The organism is Cardinium endosymbiont of Nabis limbatus, from assembly GCF_965196625.1.
Classification (GTDB): Bacteria; Bacteroidota; Bacteroidia; order Cytophagales; family Amoebophilaceae; genus Cardinium.
In genome coordinates this window covers 382,562-403,861 of the sequence record NZ_OZ239769.1, presented here as the reverse complement: position 1 = coordinate 403,861, position 21,300 = coordinate 382,562, and the positions used below count along the sequence as shown (strand labels likewise).

At 39.9% G+C, this 21,300-nt stretch carries 21 protein-coding genes and 2 tRNA genes; 17 read left to right on the top strand and 6 right to left on the bottom strand.

The features are described 5' to 3' along the window. The first annotated feature begins 244 nt into the window (after positions 1-244). The 10 genes from ACOALF_RS01855 (at position 245) to argS (ending at position 12,462) form a co-directional block, all read left to right on the top strand. Positions 245-1,996, top strand: coding sequence for an ABC transporter substrate-binding protein (locus tag ACOALF_RS01855; RefSeq protein ID WP_419241745.1), 1,752 nt, complete (start codon positions 245-247; stop codon positions 1,994-1,996). Positions 1,997-2,093: 97 nt separating this feature from the next. Continuing rightward, positions 2,094-3,080, top strand: a complete 987-nt coding sequence (locus tag ACOALF_RS01850) for an ABC transporter permease (protein ID WP_419241744.1) — start codon at positions 2,094-2,096, stop codon at positions 3,078-3,080. Between the two features lie 7 nt (positions 3,081-3,087). Continuing rightward, entirely contained in the window at positions 3,088-3,948 is an 861-nt protein-coding gene (locus ACOALF_RS01845; protein WP_419241743.1) for an ABC transporter permease, read from the top strand. Positions 3,949-3,950: 2 nt separating this feature from the next. Further along, a complete protein-coding gene (locus ACOALF_RS01840) occupies positions 3,951-4,943 on the top strand; it encodes an ABC transporter ATP-binding protein (protein WP_419241742.1) in 993 nt (330 codons plus the stop codon). 4 nt (positions 4,944-4,947) lie between these two features. Next, entirely contained in the window at positions 4,948-5,937 is a 990-nt protein-coding gene (locus tag ACOALF_RS01835; RefSeq protein WP_419241741.1) for an ABC transporter ATP-binding protein, read from the top strand. Between the two features lie 41 nt (positions 5,938-5,978). Beyond that, positions 5,979-7,367 carry an aspartate--tRNA(Asn) ligase gene (gene aspS, locus ACOALF_RS01830; protein WP_419241740.1) on the top strand — a complete coding sequence of 463 codons (1,389 nt, stop codon included), beginning with the start codon at positions 5,979-5,981 and terminating at the stop codon, positions 7,365-7,367. A 148-nt stretch (positions 7,368-7,515) separates the two neighbouring features. Beyond that, positions 7,516-8,541, top strand: a complete 1,026-nt coding sequence (locus tag ACOALF_RS01825; protein WP_419241739.1) for a hypothetical protein — start codon at positions 7,516-7,518, stop codon at positions 8,539-8,541. A gap of 45 nt (positions 8,542-8,586) precedes the next feature. Continuing rightward, on the top strand, positions 8,587-8,802 hold the full coding sequence (locus tag ACOALF_RS01820; protein ID WP_419241738.1) for a hypothetical protein: 216 nt from the start codon (positions 8,587-8,589) through the stop codon (positions 8,800-8,802). A gap of 135 nt (positions 8,803-8,937) precedes the next feature. Beyond that, the gene (locus tag ACOALF_RS01815; protein WP_419241737.1) at positions 8,938-10,203 is read left to right on the top strand and encodes a hypothetical protein; all 1,266 of its coding nucleotides are present in this window, start codon (positions 8,938-8,940) and stop codon (positions 10,201-10,203) included. Positions 10,204-10,674: 471 nt separating this feature from the next. After that, positions 10,675-12,462, top strand: a complete 1,788-nt coding sequence (argS, locus tag ACOALF_RS01810; RefSeq protein ID WP_419241736.1) for an arginine--tRNA ligase — start codon at positions 10,675-10,677, stop codon at positions 12,460-12,462. A gap of 13 nt (positions 12,463-12,475) precedes the next feature. Here argS and ung read toward each other — a convergent pair whose 3' ends face one another. After that, positions 12,476-13,144 carry a uracil-DNA glycosylase gene (ung, locus tag ACOALF_RS01805; protein WP_419241735.1) on the bottom strand — a complete coding sequence of 223 codons (669 nt, stop codon included), beginning with the start codon at positions 13,142-13,144 and terminating at the stop codon, positions 12,476-12,478. A gap of 200 nt (positions 13,145-13,344) precedes the next feature. On the opposite strand from ung, the gene rpsF reads away from it, so the two are divergent. Genes rpsF through rplI form a run of 3 tightly spaced genes read left to right on the top strand, consistent with a single transcriptional unit; the run spans position 13,345 to position 14,398 of the window. Next, on the top strand, positions 13,345-13,704 hold the full coding sequence (rpsF, locus tag ACOALF_RS01800) for a 30S ribosomal protein S6 (protein ID WP_419241734.1): 360 nt from the start codon (positions 13,345-13,347) through the stop codon (positions 13,702-13,704). Then, positions 13,701-13,952 carry a 30S ribosomal protein S18 gene (rpsR, locus tag ACOALF_RS01795; RefSeq protein ID WP_144086916.1) on the top strand — a complete coding sequence of 84 codons (252 nt, stop codon included), beginning with the start codon at positions 13,701-13,703 and terminating at the stop codon, positions 13,950-13,952. The genes rpsF and rpsR overlap by 4 nt, the downstream gene beginning before the upstream one ends. Before the next feature lie 2 nt (positions 13,953-13,954). Further along, positions 13,955-14,398 carry a 50S ribosomal protein L9 gene (rplI, locus tag ACOALF_RS01790; RefSeq protein ID WP_419241733.1) on the top strand — a complete coding sequence of 148 codons (444 nt, stop codon included), beginning with the start codon at positions 13,955-13,957 and terminating at the stop codon, positions 14,396-14,398. Positions 14,399-14,645: 247 nt separating this feature from the next. On the opposite strand, the gene ACOALF_RS01785 is transcribed toward rplI, so the two are convergent. The 5 genes from ACOALF_RS01785 to ACOALF_RS01765 form a co-directional block, all read right to left on the bottom strand. Then, positions 14,646-15,287, bottom strand: a complete 642-nt coding sequence (locus tag ACOALF_RS01785; protein WP_419241732.1) for a 4'-phosphopantetheinyl transferase superfamily protein — start codon at positions 15,285-15,287, stop codon at positions 14,646-14,648. Positions 15,288-15,360: 73 nt separating this feature from the next. Then, entirely contained in the window at positions 15,361-15,516 is a 156-nt protein-coding gene (locus ACOALF_RS01780) for a hypothetical protein (RefSeq protein WP_419241731.1), read from the bottom strand. 30 nt (positions 15,517-15,546) lie between these two features. Then, positions 15,547-15,623 (bottom strand) — tRNA-Val (locus ACOALF_RS01775). 61 nt (positions 15,624-15,684) lie between these two features. Continuing rightward, positions 15,685-16,605 carry a site-specific tyrosine recombinase gene (locus tag ACOALF_RS01770; protein WP_419241730.1) on the bottom strand — a complete coding sequence of 307 codons (921 nt, stop codon included), beginning with the start codon at positions 16,603-16,605 and terminating at the stop codon, positions 15,685-15,687. 53 nt (positions 16,606-16,658) lie between these two features. Beyond that, positions 16,659-16,732, bottom strand: a tRNA-Asn gene (locus ACOALF_RS01765). Positions 16,733-16,903: 171 nt separating this feature from the next. On the opposite strand from ACOALF_RS01765, the gene ACOALF_RS01760 reads away from it, so the two are divergent. The 4 genes from ACOALF_RS01760 (at position 16,904) to dnaX (ending at position 21,258) form a co-directional block, all read left to right on the top strand. After that, complete coding sequence (locus ACOALF_RS01760; protein WP_419241729.1) at positions 16,904-17,503, top strand: 1-acyl-sn-glycerol-3-phosphate acyltransferase; 600 nt, start codon at positions 16,904-16,906, stop codon at positions 17,501-17,503. Positions 17,504-17,647: 144 nt separating this feature from the next. After that, positions 17,648-18,373 (top strand): nucleotide exchange factor GrpE, encoded by a 726-nt coding sequence (locus ACOALF_RS01755; protein WP_419241728.1) that lies wholly within the window; start codon positions 17,648-17,650, stop codon positions 18,371-18,373. Then, positions 18,374-19,507 carry a molecular chaperone DnaJ gene (dnaJ, locus tag ACOALF_RS01750; RefSeq protein WP_419241727.1) on the top strand — a complete coding sequence of 378 codons (1,134 nt, stop codon included), beginning with the start codon at positions 18,374-18,376 and terminating at the stop codon, positions 19,505-19,507. Positions 19,508-19,521: 14 nt separating this feature from the next. Continuing rightward, complete coding sequence (dnaX, locus tag ACOALF_RS01745) at positions 19,522-21,258, top strand: DNA polymerase III subunit gamma/tau (RefSeq protein WP_419241726.1); 1,737 nt, start codon at positions 19,522-19,524, stop codon at positions 21,256-21,258. Positions 21,259-21,300: the final 42 nt, after the last annotated feature.

The window sequence follows — 21,300 nt, the reverse complement described above, 5'->3', positions numbered from 1 at the left end:
TAGGCTTTTTCCATTAGCGCTTGATTGCTTGGATGGCTTTTTGATCAAGGAAAAAACAGCATATAAATGCCTCTTCAGTTGTTTATTAAATTAAAATAAATTAAATTGCATACTCATTGTGGCTTTATTGATATTATGATTTATTGAGCTGAAACCCTTAACATTAGCGCTGTTATCCTAATTGGGATTGGGGTTGGCTTATAATTTTTTAGCTTAAATGTATAAACATTATAAATAATTTATTATGATTAGTAAACGGACAATATTGTTATTGATGGCTGTATGGGTTTTTGCTTCTATCTACTATCAAGAGCACAAAAAAGAGCAAAAGCTGTTGGCTACCCCCACGTTAAACAACGTTACCCTATCTACCACTAATGGTACGGATCCAATAAGATTAGATGATAAATATTCTATAGAGGTGGTTAGTAAAATCTATGAAGGTTTGTATGCCTATCATTATTTAAAAAGGCCTTTCCAATTGGTACCCAATCTTGCTGAGGAGATGCCTTCTGTTTCTCCAGATGGTTTGGTGTATACCTTTAAAATCAAACAAGGTGTCCTATTTCAGGATGATCCTTGTTTCCCAAATGGAAAAGGTCGAACACTCAAAGCAGCTGATTTTGTTTTTAGCTTAAAAAAGTTGGTAGACCCTAAGAACACTACAGTGCCTTATCGTGCTTTTATAGATGGTAAAATAAAAGGATTGGATGCATGGAAGCAACAAGCACAATCAGATTACACGCAAGAGGTAGAGGGGTTAAAAGCATTGGATGACTATACCCTGCAAGTTACCCTTACAGAGCCTTGGCCAACTTTTTTGAACTTTTTAGCCATGCCGGTTGCTTTTGTCGTCGCTAAAGAAGCAGTCATGCAGTATGGGGATGCCTTTTTAAACCATCCGGTAGGTACAGGTCCCTTTGTCCTAGAAGGTGGGTTTAATCCGCAAGCCAAGCAGTTGACTTTTCTAAAGAATCCTTCCTTTAGAGCAAAACTATTCCCTTCTGATGGGGATGCAGCCTATCAATCTATGATAGCTGCTTATGGTGGTAAAAGATTACCTTTGGTAGATAAGGTAGTGACAGATATTATTACTGAAGAGCAGCCACTTGCGTTAAAGTTAGAAAGTAAAGAGCTCGATATATCGCTTATTACTGGATCTAGTATTGCATTGAATATGGTTGAAAATAATGCCCTTTTACCAGAATGGAGTAAAAAAGGGCTGGTTTTGGTGCAAGCGCCTAGTGCAAATGTTCAGTTTTTTGCTTTTAACCATAGCCATGAACTATTTAAAAACACCTATTTAAGGCAGGCGATGTCTATGGCTTTTGATAGGGCAACCTATAACCAAATTTTTTATAAAGGTAATGCGCAGGTAGCACATTCCCTCGTGCCTCCTCTTTTAATGGGTGAGGGCAATGCTTTGACTTCGTCGTATAGTTATGATCTTGAGCGTGCAAAAACCTATTTGGCTAAAGCAGGTTATCCGGATGGAGAAGGGTTGCCTTGTATTACACTTGATGCCATTATTGGAACCAGTTCTAAAGATAAAGCAGAATTTTTTGCCAAATGTATGGCCAATATTGGTATAAAAATTCAAGTAGTAACCAATGTGCCCGCAGAACACTGGATTAAAATTGCTAAGGGGAGTACTATGATGCACCTATTGGGATGGCAAGCTGATTATCCAGAACCTTCTGCATTTTTAGAAATGATTTCTAACAAAGCATTGTGTGGTTTATTCTATGAAAATGCGCATTTTAATGCATTGTTTCATGAAGCTATGACTACACTCGATGGTGCGAAAAGGCAAGCGTTGTATATAGAGTTAAATAAAATAGTCAGTGAGGAAGTGCCTATGATTTATGCATTGCATGCCTCTGAGCAATACCTCCATTACAACTGGATTAAAAATGTAGCTTGTAATGACTTTTGTCCATCTCTAGATCAATATATTGGCGTTGATATGGCTGCAAAGGTCAAAGCGACCAAGTAGGCCATTCGTATCTTCCCCTTCGGGTATCATACAGCTTCAATCTTTTGTTTGTCTTTATTGCTGCATCTATGCTGTTAAACTGCATCTATGTAGGTAAATGGAAGAGGTCGTTTACACGAAGGGTAAACACTCTTTCATTTTTGTCATGCCTCTTTTTTTATATCTTCTAAGAAAGTTGCGTGATGCACTTTCAGTTATTATAGGTGCTACTTTTTTAGTCTTTATTATCTTTAATATTCTCGTAGAAGACCCTACTTTAATTTTATTAGGTAAGTATGCTACACCAGAAGCCATGGCGCTACTTGCCCGTGATCTGGGTTTAGATCAACCTTGGTACATTCAGTACTGGGAGGTTTTAAAATCTGCTTTTACCTTTAACTTTGGCTACTCTTGGACCACCAAGCAGTACATTTTAAAAACATTTCAGGCAGGTGGACTGGTTTCTTTAACCGTTACCTTACCCGCTTTTTTAATAGGCAATGGCTTGGTGATATCTGTTGCCCTTTGGATGACCCGATATAGGAGGACCATTTGGGACCGCCTTTTGGTCGTCACTTGTATTGTAATGACCAGTATTTCCGTATTGGTTTATATTCTAATAGGTCAGCTGTTTTTTGCTTGTAAGCTAAGGATTTTTCCAATAACGGGTTATGAAAAAGGCCTTTTGGCCACTATCCCTTACATTACTTTGCCAACGATTATTCTGGTATTGCTTCATTTTTGTTATCACTATCGGTTTTATAGAACCATTATATTGGAAGAAATGTATCAAGACTACGTGCGTACCGCACGGGCAAAGGGGCTAGATGAAGAGGTCGTTTTATTTAAACATGTCTTGAAAAATCTAATGGTGCCTATTATTACCACCCTTGTAAAGGATTTGCCCTCCTTATTATTTGGCTCTGTAGTAATCGAGAATTTTTTCGGCATACCAGGGCTCGGTAACGTGGTGATCGATGCGATAAGCCGTTGTGATTTTCCAACGATTAAAGCCGCTACTATAATAGGAGCCGTACTCAGTGTATTGTGCAATACAGTCGGTGACCTCTTGTATACTTTGGTTGATCCACGCGTAAAATTATAGAAGCGCTATGCATAAACATAACCTATTACATCAGTTTGGTTTTAGTAAAAAAGCTTTATTAGGTAATACATTAAACCTTTTTTGTTTTTTGACCCTATTAGGCTATGCCCTAGTAGCCCTATTGACTAAAATAGGCTGGCTGGCAGCGGATTGGCAGGCAGAAGTGGGTGCCTCCTATCAACAACCTAATGGTCTGCATTATTTTGGTACAGATGTCTTGGGTAGAAGCGTCTTGGCTAAGGTATTACATGGTGCTGAAGTAGCCATGCGTGTGGGCTTTGTAGTAGCCTTATGGGCGGTTGTGATTGGCGCTACCTTTGGTATACTAGCTGGTTATTTTGGTGGGATACTCGATGCATGCATCGTTTGGCTCTATACCGTTGTTACGTCTATTCCCACAATGATTTTACTGATGGCGGTTGCCTTTGTGTTGGGAAAAGGTATGCAGACCATTTGTATCGCACTGATCATAATCGAATGGACCGAAACTTGTCGTTTGGTTCGAGGCGAGGTGATGCGGCATAAGGCTAGAGAATATATGCAGGCAGCTTCAGCGATTGGCGCCAGTAGTGCGCGTAAGATTTTTGTACACCTATTGCCCAATATGCTTCCCTTAATTATCTATCAGTTTTCTTTGGTTTTCCAAACTGCGATTAAATATGAAGTAATCCTTTCTTATCTGGGTATGGGCATTCAAAACAAACCGAGTTGGGGCATTATGATTAGTGATGCCAGATCAGGATTATTAAGAGGTATTTGGTGGGAGCTTTTTTTTGCCACAATGGCTATGTTTTTACTGGTTCTTGTATTTAATATCTTAGCGGATGCGTTGCGGGATCTACTAGATCCGAAGTTAAAAGGTCGATAAACATGGAAGAAAAAATTCTTGAAGTTAAAAATTTAATAACGCAGTATTATACGGGCAAAAAAATGACAACAGTGGTCAATAATGTTTCTTTTGACCTTTTTTCTGGTCGTTCATTAGCCATTGTTGGAGAATCTGGATCTGGTAAATCAGCCATGGCCCTTTCCCTGATGCGATTGATTGAACCGCCTGTGGGTACCATTACTGCACAGGGTATTTTCCTAGAAGGAAAAGATATTTTACAACTGTCGCTAAAAGAGATCCAAGAAATACGTGGCAATCGTATCTCCATGATTTTTCAGGAACCTATGACCGCACTCAACCCAGTTTTTACCATTGGGGAACAGATTATGGAAACCATTCAGTTGCATCAACAGGTTCCACCAAAAGAGGCAAAAATACGCTGTATAGCCTTGCTAACCCTAGTCGGTATATCCGCTCCCCATCAGCGCATGCTTGAATATCCCCATCAGATTTCAGGTGGCATGCGGCAACGGGTCATGATTGCGATTGCATTGGCTTGTGGTCCATCTGTATTGATTGCCGATGAACCTACTACTGCTTTAGATGTGACCACTCAGGCGCAAATTATGGATCTTATCCAAAGGCTTCAAGTAGAAAAAAATATGAGTATTATACTGATTACCCATGACCTTGGAATAGTAGCTGAAGTATGTGATGAAGTAGCCGTCATGTATAGCGGTAGTATTGTCGAAAAGAGCGCAGTAGAAACTATTTTTAATGCACCGCTACATCCCTATACACAGGCCTTATTGGATGCGATTCCCCCCTTACCTGGTAGTAGTCCAGTCTATAGATTACGCACCATTGATGGCGTGGTGCCTCCTTTATCAGATCTGCCCATCGGCTGTTCCTTTCAAGACCGTTGCCCTAATGTACAGGATCGATGCAGGGCCCATAGACCACGCCTTCAAGAAACGAATGCTGGCCATTCTGTAGCCTGTTTTTATCCGCTACAAGATCGCACTAAATTGTAAAGGTATGCAAACCAGTAAAAAAGTTTTATTAGAGGTAGATCACCTTTGCAAGACCTTTCCTCTTAAACATCAGCTCTTAGGCCATACAGTGGGTAAGGTCTCTGCTGTGAATGATATCAGTTTTACCCTATACAAGGGAGAGACATTGGGCTTAGTAGGAGAATCTGGTTGCGGTAAAACTACACTCGGTAGAACCATTTTGCGCTTGATTGAGCCTACCAGTGGGCGTATTATTTTTGATGGGGTAGATATTACCCACTGTAGCGCTAGGCAGATGCGGCGTATACGCAGAAAAATGCAAATTATTTTTCAAGATCCTTATGCTGCTTTGAATCCTAGAATGGCTATTAGGCAAATCCTGGAGGAACCCATAAAAATTCATCAGCTATCCGATAGCAAAGTGGCATCTACCCATCGCATCCATCAACTACTTGATTATGTCCAACTGCCTAGTGCTATTTTGTACAAATACCCTCATGAACTTTCTGGAGGTCAACGCCAGCGCATTTGTATAGCCAGAGCATTGGCCGTTGAGCCTACCTTTATGGTTTGCGACGAAGCAATTGCAGCCTTAGATGTTTCCGTACAAGCTCAGGTGATCAATCTTTTAATGGATTTGCAAAAAGAACTAGGGTTAAGCTATCTTTTTATTTCACACGATTTAAGAGTAGTAGAATTTATAGCCCATCATGTTGCCGTGATGTATTTAGGAAAAATTGTAGAAGCTGCTCCCGCAACAGAAATTTATAAAAATCCTAAACATCCCTATACGAAAGCTCTTTTTTCGGCTATACCGACGATTCACCCATCTAAGCACAAAGAACGGATTATCCTACAAGGAGATGTGCCAAACCCAAGTGCGCTGCCTAGTGGTTGTTATTTTCATCCACGTTGCTGGAAAGCTACCGCACAATGTGGTAACGTTCATCCAGCACTGGTTCAAACCGAAGGGGAAAATCATCAGGTAGCTTGTTATGAGCCAGAAACCAATTAATTAGTATATTGCATCTACTTTATAACCATTTTGTTAAACATATGTATCCACTTTCAGAGATCAAAAACCTTTCTACTTTACACAGTCAGAAAGTCGTTAGGGTTAGGGGCAGAGTTTTTTCCAAGAAAGATTGTGGCCGGGTATTATTCTTGATTTTACGCGATGGGATGGATACCCTACAGGCAGTTCTAGCCAAAAATAAAGAAGGCACCCCTCTAGATGACTATAACACATTACGTAAAATTGAAAATGAATCTTTTATTGAACTCATTGGGCAAGTGTATTGCGCTGAAAAAGCAGTGTTGGCCTGTTCTAAACAATCGATTGAGTTGGCTATAACCGGGTATACCATACTCAGCAGATCTGTATTGGACTTGCCCATTACCCTAAAAGAATCAGCCCTTACAGAGGGTAAAAAAATTGACCATCAAACCTTTTCTTCTGTCCACTATGTAAAGCGATTGGACAATCGTGTATTGGATTTGCGTACCGATTTGGCACAGGCTATTTTTCGAGTCAATGATGGCATGCTTTTTTATATACAGCAATATGTGCGTGGCCATGGGTTTGTAGAAATCAAAACACCTAAGCTAATAGGTGGTGCGTCTGAGGGTGGGGCGGATGTTTTTAAGGTAGACTATTTTGGCAAGCCGGCTTGTTTGGCACAAAGTCCTCAGCTGTATAAACAGATGGCGCTTATAGGTGACTTCAAACGCGTATTTGAGGTTGGTCCGGTCTTTCGTGCAGAAAACTCTGATACCAATAGACACCTTACAGAGTTTATAGGCGTTGACCTTGAAATGGTTATAGACCAGAGCTATATGGAAGTAGTTCATCTGGTATATCAGTTGTTAATTGATTTGTTTGATGCATTAAATCAAAAGTACAGCCGAGAAATTTCTATTATACAATCTTTTTTTGAGGTCCCTGCGCTAACCCTTCCATCAGAGTTGGTGGTCATCCCTTTTCCCGATGCGGTTGGCCTATTGAAAGCGCATGGAAAAGAGCGGGGTGAATTGGAGGATTTTTCTACGGAGGACGAAAAGCTATTGGGTGCGATTGTAAAAGAAAAGTATCATACAGACTTGTATGTCATTACCCGCTATCCATCTTGTGTGCGCCCCTTTTATACCATGGTAGATCCACATGATGATAGATATACCCATGCCTATGATTTTATGCTGCGCGGTGCAGAAATTCTTTCTGGCGCACAGCGGATACATGACTACGCTAGGTTATCGGAACGTGTGGTTGAGCTGGGTATAGACCCCAGTTCGATATATCATTATTTAAATGCGTTTAAATATGGTGCACCGCCCCATGCAGGGGTCGGTATGGGGCTAGAACGTATGTTAAAGTATTTTTTAGGCTTACCAGATGTACGTTATAGCAACCTCTTTCCCCGTGACCCTAACCGATTGCATCCTTAAGTAGGGGGTGTTTATTCAGTTGTATAGCGGGGGAGTAAGGCTAGGTTGGCTTATAGGTTGGATTTTCCTAAAAGCTACTAGACTTACCTTTTAACATTATAATTATTCTAAAGATATGAACCGATTTCGTTTAATAAGCCGTGCAACGTTGCACATTTTTGGTTACCCTAGATTGCTGGTATGGAATTTACTTGCCTATTTTATGTGTGTTTCATGTAGCACGCAAGTGAAATATGGTAATGAAAAAGACAGTTTCTATAAAAACAATAATAGATGGAATCAAAATGGTGAATTCTTTACTCCGTTGGATTCTAAGACTCAAAAGTCTAAGGATAAAAAGCTGAAAGTAGATGCAGTACTTCCAGAACTATATTGCGTTTGGTGGTGTGGCAAATTCAAGGATTTATCAAAACTACACACACAGTATCCAAATTTGCTTTTAAAGGAGCAAAATTTGCACAAGTGGTTTGAACATACCTGCATAAAGCTACCAAAAATAAAAGCTAAAAAGAGGAAACCTCTCGCTATATTGTTGCCTAAAAATTCACCTCCACTTGATCCTAAGGTTCTGAATTCAGCCACAGATGATATTGTTGATTCGATCCTAAAATCAAATAAAAAAATAAAAGATGGGTCTAAAAAAGTGCATAAAAAAAATCCGTCATCTCTCTTGCAAGATCTTATCCTCAGATTCGAAATATTGTTGGCCTCGTACGAGAAAACGACGCGCACTGAGATTAACGCAAATCTATTCAAAGATGGTAATAACTTATTCCATAAACTACTTGATCAGATTAACAACATTGACAAGGACAAAATTAATCTAAAAGAATTTAATAGGGTATTAAAATACAACCATATTAAAAAGCTGCTATCTCTAAAAAATAGCACAGGGTATACTCCCCGTCGTTTTGCAATAGAAATGTATTCCAAAAAAGACCTCGACCCTATGACCGAGGAAAAGCTAGAGATAATATTGAATATCATAGCAAATGAGGCTGTAATGAAGTTGAGTTCTGATGACGCTATAAATAGTACAGAGGCACAGCATTTACGAGAAAAACTAAAACGGAAGAGTAACCTGCTTAAAACAACAAATTTGTTTTTAAAACAAGTTGCTTTAAATTCAAAGCAATTGAGTGCTAATAAAGCTATCAAAGAAACAACGGTTTAGACCCAAAAAAATCAAAAGCTAAGCTAAAATAGAAACACATCAGCGATGCTCCTTAAAAAGGAGCATCGCTTGGCTTTTGGCTGCTGGGCGCTTTTAAAGGCTATCTTAAATAAGCTATCTCTTTCATTAGAATACTTTTTCCTAGCGGTGGACCGTTTCATTAGACTGACTGATCATATTAGTAGCAATAGTCAAGTGAAAGTCTATGCACGACTGGTCAATAAGCCATTAAAAATAGTTGTAAAACAGCTAAAAAAATAAATAAATTGCGTTTCAACTACTGGCTTATAATAAGCCTTATGATGTGAATACCCTATGCTATACTACCTATAGCCATAGAGTTCATTGCCTTATACACTATATAAATTACCCTTAACATTATAATGATTCAAAGATATGAACCTATTTCGTTTAATAAGCCGTGCAGCGTTGCACATTGGTAATTACCGTAGATTACTGGTATCGAGCTTACTTGCCTATTTTATAGGTGTTGCATGTAGTACGCAAGTGAAGTATGGACAGGAGAGCCATTTAAAGAAAAGTGATACCACCTTGGTACAACACAAGACGACAAAGGGCCATGAATGCTCTACCAAACGGTTAATAAGTTTGGATAAATCTAGCATCGCGTATAACGCAATAGTGAACGCAGATAAGGAGATGGCTCAACTTGCATTAAAGCAGCCATTTAGTAGTATACAAGTTAAGGAAGGAAGACTAGATCAAGATCTAGATCTAGCTCAATACTATACTGACCTTTTAAAACTCAGTATATATAAACTTACTTCACAAGAAAATGATCTTAGTAAGGAATTTAAAATTAATCCATCAGATGATATAAAAATATTCAAAATGTTGCTGAACTATGTGCATAAGACACAGCACAAAAAAGTTATCTCAGATCTATTCAAAGAGGTCAATATTATACATGATATAATTAAGAACAAACTACTTGACAAAAATTGCTTAAAAATATTTAAGCTAATATATAATTCAGAAAACCGACATATTAAAGCACAAAGATATCTAAGAAATAATGAGGGTCTTACCCCCCTTTATTATGCAATACAACAATATGGCAAAAAAAACCTAGATCTTAAAGTCCAGCAAAATCTAGAGCAGATAATCCAGAAATTATGGGATCAACCAAGTAGATTTTACGCTAAGGACAAGACAACTGGTAATAATGAGCTGCACGCTACAGTAATAGCGCATAGCAATGCCACATCTGAAAGATCAAAAAAATTCCTCGAGAAAGTTGCTAAAAAGCTAAGCAGTATATATTCAGACCTAGACCGAATAAAAAATCTAATAAATGGAGTGAATGATACGAATAAAACACCACTGCATATCGCAACTAATTTAGTCAATCTGCCAATGTGTGAAATCTTATGTCCTTTTACTGATCCTAGCCATCTCTATACTGCCCTTGAGCTTCTAATAAAAATGTGTTGCGTAAAAGACTGCAACCCTATAAACGACGAAATAAGGAAACATCTATTCAAGGAATACATCACTAAGGTTAGTAATGGCACAATAGATATGCTAGTAAAGCTCTATAACAATAACCATAATAAACTAAACAAAGATATAAATTGTTGCTCATTAGAATATTTCAGGGAAATTTGTGATAAAACTAAAACTAAAGAAAATTTAGTCTAGATAATGGAAATAGCTTATGAAGCAACTGAGTTCGGAACAGTTCGTTACACTGATCAAGTTAGCAGTAATAGGCCGTGCAAAACCCATGCACCACTGGCAACTAGATTATTATAAATAGCTGCAAGCCAGCTAAAAAGCAAATATCTGTTCAAGTCAGTGATAAAAAAATGATCTGTTTTTCAGCGGATCAGAAAAACAGCCTGTCGTACGTTTGAAGCCCGCGTAGCAGGCTGCATTTATGATTTTCCCGTTGAAAAACAGATTGTTACATTATTTTTACTGCGTACCAAATTTTTTATCGACGGCCATAAGCGGAAGAGCATACGAACCATCCATCCCTCCCTTTTTTTGCACGTCTGCGCTAAAATACTTTTTTTAAGTTGACTTCCCTCCACCTTCACATCAGCTGGCCAACCAAACTATCCTTATAAATGCTTAATTTTAAGCAACATCAAAACAAAACCTTAACCTATGCCTACAAACGCCATACCACTCGAAGCCAAACTAAAACAGGCTATACAACAAGCATTTCTAGAAAGTTATAACCAGATCCTATCCGAAGCCGCATGCAGCTTGCAGGTGACCAGAAAAGAATTTCACGGTACCTTTTCACTGCCTGTATTTCCTTTCTGTAAAAAATGTAACGCACAACCAGTAGCATTAGCAGAAACAATAGGCAAGTGGCTCCAAACCCATACCGATATCATCGCCAGTTATAATGTGATCAATGGCTTTTTAAACCTGACTATCCATGATGCCATCTGGATGGCCATTTTAAGATCTATTGCAGAAGACCCAACCTATGGCCATTTGCCCAAACAAAAACGCCATATAGTGGTAGAATACTCATGCCCCAATACCAATAAACCCCAACACCTGGGCCACTTGCGCAATAACTTTTTAGGCAGCTCCTTGGCCGCTATCTTAGATGCCGCTGGCCACACCGTACATACAGTAAACCTCATCAATGACCGGGGCATTCATATCTGTAAATCTATGGTTGCCTACCAACAGTTTGGTGCAGATGAAACCCCAGCAAGCAGCGGTATCAAAGGAGACCATCTCGTAGGAAAGTATTATGTCCAATTTGACCAAGCATACAAAGCAGAGCAGGCGCTTATGGAAAAGAATGGAGAGGCTACAGCCACACCGCCTATCTTACAACAAGCACAAAAGATGTTGGTAGCATGGGAAAAAGGAGAGCCTGCTGTAATCGCTTTATGGAAAAAAATGAATGGTTGGGTCTACGATGGATTCAACGTGACCTATGCCCAATTGGGCATCACTTTTGATAAAACCTACTATGAGTCTGAGGCCTATCTGCTGGGTAAAACGGTTGTAGAAGAGGGGCTGCAAAAAAAAATATTTTACAAAAGAGCAGATGGCGCCATTGCCATTGATCTATCCAAAGAAGGGTTAGGCGAAAAGGTACTGCTGCGCAGCGATGGCACCGCGGTCTATATTACACAAGACTTAGGCGTAGCGGATTGGCGTTATGCAGATTACCATTTTGATCAAATGATCTATGTGGTAGGCAATGAGCAAGCTTATCACTTTAAAGTGCTATTTGCCATCATGCACCAATTGGGTAGACCATACGCGACTGCTATGCACCATTTCCCCTATGGCATGGTCGACCTCCCCGATGGCAAAATGAAATCTAGAGAGGGCAACGTAGTAGATGCCGATAACCTGATAGAAGAGATGATCGATACGGTTGGCCACTATATGGGCAACACGCATAAAATTGAAGGCTTAACCCAAGCAGCCCTACAAAAATTGCGCCATACCCTAGCCATGGGGGCCTTAAAATTCTTTTTGTTACGGGTTGCACCACAAAAAAGGATGTTGTTCAATCCTAATGAATCTGTTGATTTTCAAGGTGATACAGGAACATTTATTCAATATACCTATGCAAGAATTTGTTCCTTAACACGCAAGGCCAAAGAAAGCCAAGCGATTGCATCGGATGCCCTTCCAAGTGCACCACTGAGCCAACTAGAGCAGACGCTGATCTTCCAACTCTATAGATTACCAGAAGCGATAGAAGAAGCTGCTGCCACCTATATGCCATCTGTAATGGCCAATTACGCTTTAGAATTGGCTAAAACCTATAATAAATTCTATGCAAGCCATCCCATATTGCGGGAAGCTGATCTTACCATTAGAGGGGTGAGGTTATTACTTTCCGCTTCTGTAGGTAGGGTACTCAAAACCAGCATGGCACTCTTAACGATTGAACTACCCGATAAAATGTAACATCCGATGCCAACTAAGTGTACCACACAATAGGCCTTTGACCTGTGGCCAATAGATAGCCATTTGCTTTGCTAAAATGTCTATTTCCCAAAAATCCTCTATGGGCAGATAAGGGGGAAGGATGGGCCGATTTCAGTATAAGATGTTGCTGGCCATCAATCAACCCTTCCTTTTGCCCCGCATAACTTCCCCATAGCATAAACACCACGTTTTGCTTGCCCCTAGAAAGGGCTTGTATCACGGCATCGGTAAAAAGCTCCCAGCCTTGGTTTTGGTGCGCACCTGCTTTATGTGCTTCTACCGTTAACGTAGCATTTAACAACAATACGCCCTGTTTGGCCCAACCTTCTAATGAACCCGATGGGGGCTTTGCAATACCCAGATCTGCCTGCAATTCCGTAAAAATATTCCGCAACGAAGGCGGAAAAGCAACACCTAGCGGAACAGAAAAAGCCAATCCATCTGCTTGCCCTGGACCATGATAGGGGTCTTGCCCTAAAATCACTATTTTTGTATCGGTAAAAGTAGAAAGCGCAAAGGCCCTAAAGATGTTTTTAGCTGCTGGATAGACCACACCACTTCGGTAAGCGGCCCTTACATAATCGGCTAGCTTTTTAAAATAAGGCTTTTCAAACTCCTCAGTAAGTGCATCTTTCCAGGATGATTCTATGCGTATGTTCATGCTTGCAAAATTTGAAAGAGGGCATAATTATAGCCATAAGTTTATAAAAATTTTAAGATAGATACAGTATGGTATCATATGCCATACAAATTTTTATAAAAACAACTTGACTTTATCAATTTCTTTTTATAAATTTGCTCTTGTTGTCACGTATTCAAAATTTGGGATTATAACGTGATTTGAGAATTATTTAATATAGCATGAGACATTACGAAGCGGTATTTATACTATCACCAGTCCTTTCTAGTGAGCAAATAAAGGCATCTATCGATAAGTATAGATCTTTTTTAGTGGAGCGTAATGCAACTATAGCGCACGAAGAGGAGATAGGTTTAAAGCCATTAGCTTATCCAATAAAGCATAAAAAAAGTGGCGTATATCACCTAATAGAATTTATAGGTGATCCGAACTTGATTAAGGAGTTGGAGGTTGCCTATGCACGAGATGAGGAGGTACTACGCTTTTTAACATTTGCTTTAGATAAGCATGCATTGGCGCATAATGTCGCAAGAAGGTCAGATGCTGAAAAACAAGAACCTAAGAAAGCAGTAGCGCTATGACTTTAGTAAACGAATCGATACAAAAAAAAACAATCACTAAGAAGTTTTGTCGCTTTAAGCGGTATGGCATTAAGTATGTCGATTATAAGTGCGTTGAGTTTTTGATGAAGTTTCTCAATGAACAAGGTAAAATACTACCTAGGCGCATTAGTGGAAACAGTTTAAAATATCAAAAAAAAGTAGCCTGTGCGGTAAAGCGTGCTAGACAGCTGGCTTTGCTTCCTTATGTAGCAGATAATTTAAAGTAAAGATGGAAGTAATATTAAAGGGTGCATATAAAACATTAGGCAACAAAGGCGATATCGTTTCGGTTAAGGCAGGTTATGCTAGGAATTATCTTATTCCTCAAGGGCTTGCTGTTGTGGCCAATGCTGTACATAGAAAGATTGCGCTTGAAAATGCAAAACAAGCTGCACATAAAATATCAAAGTTAAAGGCTGATGCTGAAGCGCTTTTACCACTTTTAACAGCGGCTAAGGTGGTAGTGGCTGCAAAAGTAGGTGAAGGGGGTAAAATATTCGGTTCTATAACGCCTTTGCAAATTGCCAAATCGCTTAAAACGCAAGGCATTGGCATAGATTATACTAAAATAGCTATTGAGCAGCCTATTAAGCAAGTAGGGGCTTATCAAGCTGTTTTGACTTTGCATGAAACGGTTACCTATACATTACATTTTAACGTAGTACCTGCTTAGGGGGGCTACTATAATCAATCTTGGGGCTTCATATGGCGTGTGAAAGGGGGTTTGTTGCTAGGAACTCTTTTGCAGTATCATTTTTTTGTTTTTTGTTTTTTTTGATAAAAGCTATAGGGGCCCCTTCCCCACTCATTCCTTATCTGTAGGCTGCGATTGCCAATCGCAACTTTTTCCAATGGCGCGTTTTTTCTATTTTTAGGATAATTTTGCCATACAGTTGAATAGGATACCCTTACCAGGGCTATTAATCTTTACAGTATACCAAAACATGCAGCGCTAGCAATCGATCTCCCATTTGTTCATAGCCCATCTCATACTTTTTGCCATTGCAATGGGCTACAAGCTCGCCTTGGTTATGCAACGGAAACGGCTCTATAAAAATATCCTTAAAAGAAGAGATGGCTGCTTGATCTAAGCGTTTATAGAGCGCTTCTTTAGCAGACCAATAGATCGCTAGCTTTTCAAGACAATTATGGGCGGCTTCCTTTTCTTTTTCTTTTAAGAACCTTTCTTGTACGCGATGTAAACTCGGCTTAACCAACTCTACATCGATGCCTATAGGAAAAGCAGTAGATAAGGCTACAGCCGCTAGATAACGGGTGTGTGCAAAGCTAATATGGAATATACCATCGCCTAAAACAGGCCTGCCTTGTGGATTTTTAGAAAGGGGTAAAATGGGCAAAGCTAATTTTTGTAGCAAGCAGGAAAGGGCTACCCGTACGGCCAAATATTGCCGCATCCTATCCTTAGAGAATAGAGGGTCACGATCAAAGTCAGCTAAAAACTGTGGGGGTAGTTGAAGGTATAAAGCTTCTAAAGCTTCTTCAATCTTCCAAAGAAGGTAAAAAGCAGTGGAAGGATGCGTAAAAGAACTATACACAGGCATAGGCAAAAAAGACTATACCTAAATCGATCGGCATGGTGCACCATTTATCTGCATGCAATGCGCCCAATTCAATCTAAGCAGTGGCTTTAGGATCCGTAAAACTTTTACGCATCGCTTCTACATCTATACATTTAATAGCAGGCATAAACATCAGACGCTTAATCGAAGCTTTGCGCTGTGCTGCTTTGATCTTATTCCTTCTTGCTTTACGTTGTAATCTAACAGGCATAATATTTAAATTTTTAGTAGCATAACTTTCTGGTAGGCCCTGCAGGATTCGAACCTGCGGCCTTCTGTGTGTAAAACAGATGCTCTAACCAGCTGAGCTAAGGACCCAATTAAGAGAACAAATATAATTATTTTTTTCTAAAAAAGCATTTATATCACGCTACTCAGCTCATTGATGAAGATCATTGAGCTGACTTCTCGGATGGTAGTCTTGCATAATTTGTTTAAGATAGTTTTTATCTAAATGGGTATATATTTCAGTAGTAGTAATAGAACTATGCCCCAACATTTCCTGTATGGCACGTAAGTCTGCACCTCCCTCTATTAAATGCGTAGCAAAAGAGTGCCTAAAAATATGGGGGCCCACTTCCACATCAACTTTGGCCTTTCTAGCAAGTGCCTGTACCATTAAAAAAATCATCACCCTGCTTAAACCGCTTCCACGCCGGTTTAGAAAAAGGGTATCCAAATGGCCTGGTCTTATATTCATACCGATACGAACCTCCTCGAGATAAAGTTTAATATACTTCAAGGCCATCGCACCAATAGGTATCAAACGCTCTTTATTCCCTTTTCCAATGACACGTATAAAGCGCTCTTCAAAATAAAGATGGCTGACCCTTAAAGAGATGAGTTCAGAAACACGTACACCTGTACCATAAAGCGTTTCCACAATGGCTCGATTTCGGATGCCAATCGGTGTAGAATGGTCTATCGCATGAATGATGGCTTCAATTTCTAATACAGATAATACAGACGGCAGATGCTGCCCTAATTGAGGACTTTCTATAAGCTTAGTGGGATCCTTAGTAATATGCCCACTCAACCATAAAAATTTGTAAAAAACACGCAATCCAGCAAGCACTCTTAATTGACTCGTAGCCTTAATGCCTACATCATGTAGCGCCGCCAAAAACTCCTGAATATGAATCGATTCAACACTATCTGGCCCAACCGCTTTACCCAGAAGAAATCGGAAAAACTTTGTTACATCAGAAAGATAAGCTACAATAGAATGCGCAGCAAGCAGCCGTTCTAAACGAAGATACGCTTCAAATTGTTGCAAAAAATATTTCCATTTTTGTTCCATGATAAGCGCTGGTAACCAGGCTACTATGCAAAAATCAACTGCATAAGAAAAAGCTCCCCCTGCTGGACTCGAACCAGCGACCCTTTGATTAACAGTCAAATGCTCTAACCAACTGAGCTAAGGAGGACTATAAAACAGTACAATTTTACCATTTTTTTATTTCAAAAACAACAGATCGCTACAAAAACAATCAAAAAGCCCCCGCGATTGGAGGCACAACGCACTCAGGTTAACTTTTTTATATTAAATTGAGCCCAATTACTATAATCGTTCATCTAAAATATACGCCTATAAAGTTATGGATGCCCAATATAACACAACCAATCAAAAACAGCGTTGGACCCAAAAGCTTGCCATTGCCCTAATCAAGCTTTTAGGTTGGAAAATTAACAACACCACTCATCCAACTGCTTGTAAAAAAGCAGTAATAGTATTTGCACCACATACCAGTAATTGGGATTTTGTCTATGGCATGTTGTGTAAGCTTAGCCATCCAGATGTGCCCATCAAATTTGCCATCAAAAAAGAAGTAATGTTTTTTCCTCTTTCCTGTTTAATGAAAATGTTGGGTGCCATTCCAATAGATAGAAGGCAAATAACCAGAAAAAACAATATGGTAGCGGTCATGGCGGAAATGCTCAACCAAACAGAGCTGCTTTTACTCGTAATTGCGCCAGAAGGAACAAGAAGCTATGTAAAACGTTGGAAAACAGGATTTTATAGAGTAGCTGAAGCAGCAAATGTGCCGATTGTCTTAGGCTATATCAACTATGCCAAAAAGGAAATGGGATTGGGGCCAATTTTTTACCTGACAGGCAATATGGAACAAGATATAGCCAGTATTCAAGATTTTTACCGAACCATACCGGGTAAATATCCAGAAAAAGGGGTAGTCTAACATGACAATTTGGCATTATTCAAAGCATTTGGCAAAAAAATTGCATAAGCAATAGCGTTAGTATGCGCCATTACTTTTATATTTCCATAACGAGGCCTCTTATGACAACCTATTCATGAGGCCATTATTATTATACCATAAAGCATGAAGTTACAAGATACAGATACAAACAGAACAGGTTGCTGCAATAAGCCAGTAGACAAAAACCAAACAGGTTGCTGTAATGAGGCAAACACAACCTACCAGCCATGCTGCTGTAGCGGTGAGGAAACACCTCAACCATGCTGCTGTGGCCAGCAAGACATAGAAGCTCAAACTGGTTGTTGCAGCCAACCAGAACCCGTTGCGCATGGCGGTTGCTGTCAGTCCGGTGCGCTGCTAGATGACGAGCATAGGCCAATCTCTACTTCTGATATGGGCTCATTGGAACAACTCCAAACGCTACTCATGGAGGCAAATAACAAATATCTTCGCCTTTATGCTGAATTTGATAATTTTAAAAAACGTGCAACGAAAGAGCGCATCGCTTTTACCGATAAAGCCAATGAACAAACCTTAAAAGAACTGTTACCCATTGTAGATGATTTTGAGCGATGTATTCAGTCGCTACAAGGTGCACAAGAGGCGGTGCAACATATGGAAGGCATAAAGCTAATTTATGATAAGTTATGTGGGATCTTAAAAAGGTATGATGTAAAAGAAATAGAGATAACGCAGGGCAGTGTATTTAATGCCGATTTGCATGAAGCGATTATGCAGCAATCGGTAGATGATGTAGAGATGCAAGGGAAAATTGTAGCAGTAGTAGAAAAGGGATACCTGATCCATGAATATGTGTTGCGGTTTGCTAAAGTTATAATTGGAGTATAAATGGAAAAAGACTATTACAGTGTTTTAGGTATAGAACGTAGTGCCACTGCAGACGAGATTAAAAAGGCCTACCGAAAGATAGCGATGCAATACCATCCTGACAAAAATCCAGGAAACAAGGTAGCAGAAGAGAAGTTTAAAGCGGCTACAGAAGCCTATGATGTACTGAGTAACGCAGAAAAAAAGTATCAATATGATCAGTTTGGTACAAATGGGTTCCAGGGGGGGGGTAGGTCCTATGGAGATGAATTTTTTGAAGGCGATTTGAATGATCTATTTCAAGATTCTCCCTTTAGCAGTTTTTTTGGTGGCGGAAAGAGAACACGTCGGGCATCTAATTATGGTGAAGATTTACGAATACGCATCAAACTAAATCTTAAAGAGATTGCACTAGGTACGGAAAAAAAAGTAAAAGTAAAGCGCCATACCAGTTGTGAAACATGTGGCGGAAATGGCGCAGAAAATGGACTTGCTATAGAAAAATGTGGAGCATGTAAAGGGCATGGTGTGGTCCGTAAAACGACCCAAACCATGCTAGGTAATATGCTTACAGAGTCTGTTTGTAACAGTTGTGGTGGCGCAGGTAGTCGCGTTAAAACACCTTGTAGTGATTGCCGTGGAGAGGGAAGAAAATTTATAGAGGATCTGATTACCTTTCAAGTACCTAAAGGGGTAAGAAAGAATATGGAGCTAACCTTACGCGGCAAGGGCAACGTACCACTCCGTGGTGGTATGCCAGGTAGCTTGATTGTCCAAATAGAAGAGGAAGAAGATGATCTTTTAAAACGTGAAGGCAATAATATTTGCTACACCTTACATGTTAGCTTTATAGATGCCACACTAGGTTGTGAAATGGAGGTACCTACGATATATGGCAAAGTGCGGCTTAAGATTCCACCTGGAACAACATGTGGCGAAGTCCTCAAATTAAAAGGGAAAGGAGTTCCAGATGTAAACAGTTATAGCAAAAAAGGGGATCAGTTGGTTTTTGTTCAAATCTGGACCCCACAAGAGCTCACAAAAGAAGAAAAAGACATTTTGCTTTCACTGCGAGATTCGCCTAACTTTATACCAAAGCCTAATAAAAAAGAAGAGAGCTTTTTTGAACGGATTAAATCTTTTTTTCAGGGATAAGCTAAAATGTTACCATGAGTCAATTTGTAGTTTCTGCAAGAAAATATCGTCCTACTACATTTAAAGATGTTATTAGCCAGCCTCATATTACCACTACATTAAAGAATGCCATAGCATCTGGTCAGCTAGCACATGCTTTTCTTTTTTGTGGTCCGCGTGGTGTGGGGAAAACTACTTGTGCACGCATATTGGCCAAGGCCATCAATTGCTTACAAATCACAGAAGCCATAGAGCCCTGCAACCAATGCGTCAATTGTGTAAGCTTAAGCAAGAATAGTGCGATGAATGTCTATGAGTTAGACGCGGCCTCTAACAACTCTGTAGAGGATATTCGAGAGCTGGTTGGACAGGTTCGCTATGCCCCTCAAGTAGGTAAATACAAGATATACATTATAGACGAGGTCCATATGTTGTCCAATGCGGCCTTTAATGCCTTCTTAAAAACATTAGAAGAGCCCCCTAGCTATGCCTTATTTATATTGGCTACTACAGAGCGCCACAAGGTTTTGCCTACTATTTTATCCCGTTGTCAAATCTTTAACTTTAATAGAATTAAATTAGAAGATATTGTCACACAGCTTAAAACCATTGCCACGCAAAGTGCTATTCCTTATGAAGAGGCTGCACTGCAGCTGATTGCACAAAAAGCAGAAGGGGCCATGCGGGATGCACTTTCTATCTTTGACTTGGTCACTACTTCTGCAGGCACAGGCGGTACCATTACCTATGCGATTGCACGCGACCATCTCCAAATTCTAGACTATGACTATTATTTTGCATCTACAGACGCCTTCTTAGAAAGCAACATTGCTGCAGCCCTCTCCCTATATGACGCCATCTTACGCGCAGGCTTTAATGGACACCATTTTGTAGTAGGGCTTGGAGAACATTTACGCAACCTATTGGTCTGTAAAGACAGCGCTACCATCCCGCTTTTAGAGGTCACCGACAACATCCGCCCACGTTATGCTGAATATGCGCCTAAATGCACCATTCCTTTTTTATTGAAAGCGTTAGCCCGTTTAAACCAATGTGATATAGGCTATAAAGCCAGCTGGCACCAAAGATTGCATGTAGAACTGGCGTTGATTGAACTAGCCAGCAGCCATGCAGCTCCTCCAGCAAACAGGCCAGCACCCGTGCCAAAAGCAGATACCCCAAAAGCGCCCATTATACCTAAGCCTAAAGGAGCTGATGCTGCTGTTTGCGCATCCATAACGCCATCTACCCAACCCAATCCTACCACAGACCGTTTACCCAACCATCCAGTAAAAACGGGACCAACACCAGAAACACTAACTATTCCTACCTTAGCAAGCTTAAAATCTGCATTGGCCCCAAAGGAAAAAGCGATTGATACCGATCAGAGAATCGGCAACCAAGATGCTACAAAAGCACCCATATCAGCAACCATGATTGAATCTTTCCTTGCTGATTATAGCGCACAACTGAAAAAGAATGGCCATATCGCTGCATATCATCTTATGAATCAGCCCATACAAATCCAAGGTACAGTAATTACCATTTCATTGATCAATTCTGTTCAAGAACAGATGTTACAAATCCTTAAAGAGGAACTTTTGCCTAAACTAAAATTGCATCATCCTGATCTAACCATCCAAAGCGTTTTGGGCGAACAGCCATCTGTTCAAAAACCCTACACAGATCAAGAAAAATTAATCTATTTATGCAAAAAAAATGCTGCGATCGGGCTGCTCCAAGAACGGCTGAGGCTAGAAGTAGCCTACTAACTGATCATCAATTAAATAGACTATATATTCAAAATAAGCATA

Coding starts and splice junctions, on each gene's coding strand:
- ACOALF_RS01855 (WP_419241745.1), top strand. CDS start 245: ATGATTAGTAAACGGACAATATTGTTATTGATGGCTGTATGGGTTTTT.
- ACOALF_RS01770 (WP_419241730.1), bottom strand. CDS start 16,605: ATGGAACAAAAATGGAAATATTTTTTGCAACAATTTGAAGCGTATCTT.
- ACOALF_RS01760 (WP_419241729.1), top strand. CDS start 16,904: ATGGATGCCCAATATAACACAACCAATCAAAAACAGCGTTGGACCCAA.
- rpsF (WP_419241734.1), top strand. CDS start 13,345: ATGAGACATTACGAAGCGGTATTTATACTATCACCAGTCCTTTCTAGT.
- ACOALF_RS01845 (WP_419241743.1), top strand. CDS start 3,088: ATGCATAAACATAACCTATTACATCAGTTTGGTTTTAGTAAAAAAGCT.
- dnaJ (WP_419241727.1), top strand. CDS start 18,374: ATGGAAAAAGACTATTACAGTGTTTTAGGTATAGAACGTAGTGCCACT.
- ACOALF_RS01780 (WP_419241731.1), bottom strand. CDS start 15,516: ATGCCTGTTAGATTACAACGTAAAGCAAGAAGGAATAAGATCAAAGCA.
- ACOALF_RS01820 (WP_419241738.1), top strand. CDS start 8,587: ATGCTCCTTAAAAAGGAGCATCGCTTGGCTTTTGGCTGCTGGGCGCTT.
- ACOALF_RS01815 (WP_419241737.1), top strand. CDS start 8,938: ATGAACCTATTTCGTTTAATAAGCCGTGCAGCGTTGCACATTGGTAAT.
- rpsR (WP_144086916.1), top strand. CDS start 13,701: ATGACTTTAGTAAACGAATCGATACAAAAAAAAACAATCACTAAGAAG.
- argS (WP_419241736.1), top strand. CDS start 10,675: ATGCCTACAAACGCCATACCACTCGAAGCCAAACTAAAACAGGCTATA.
- dnaX (WP_419241726.1), top strand. CDS start 19,522: ATGAGTCAATTTGTAGTTTCTGCAAGAAAATATCGTCCTACTACATTT.
- ACOALF_RS01840 (WP_419241742.1), top strand. CDS start 3,951: ATGGAAGAAAAAATTCTTGAAGTTAAAAATTTAATAACGCAGTATTAT.
- ACOALF_RS01850 (WP_419241744.1), top strand. CDS start 2,094: ATGGAAGAGGTCGTTTACACGAAGGGTAAACACTCTTTCATTTTTGTC.
- ACOALF_RS01785 (WP_419241732.1), bottom strand. CDS start 15,287: ATGCCTGTGTATAGTTCTTTTACGCATCCTTCCACTGCTTTTTACCTT.
- ACOALF_RS01755 (WP_419241728.1), top strand. CDS start 17,648: ATGAAGTTACAAGATACAGATACAAACAGAACAGGTTGCTGCAATAAG.
- ACOALF_RS01835 (WP_419241741.1), top strand. CDS start 4,948: ATGCAAACCAGTAAAAAAGTTTTATTAGAGGTAGATCACCTTTGCAAG.
- rplI (WP_419241733.1), top strand. CDS start 13,955: ATGGAAGTAATATTAAAGGGTGCATATAAAACATTAGGCAACAAAGGC.
- ung (WP_419241735.1), bottom strand. CDS start 13,144: ATGAACATACGCATAGAATCATCCTGGAAAGATGCACTTACTGAGGAG.
- aspS (WP_419241740.1), top strand. CDS start 5,979: ATGTATCCACTTTCAGAGATCAAAAACCTTTCTACTTTACACAGTCAG.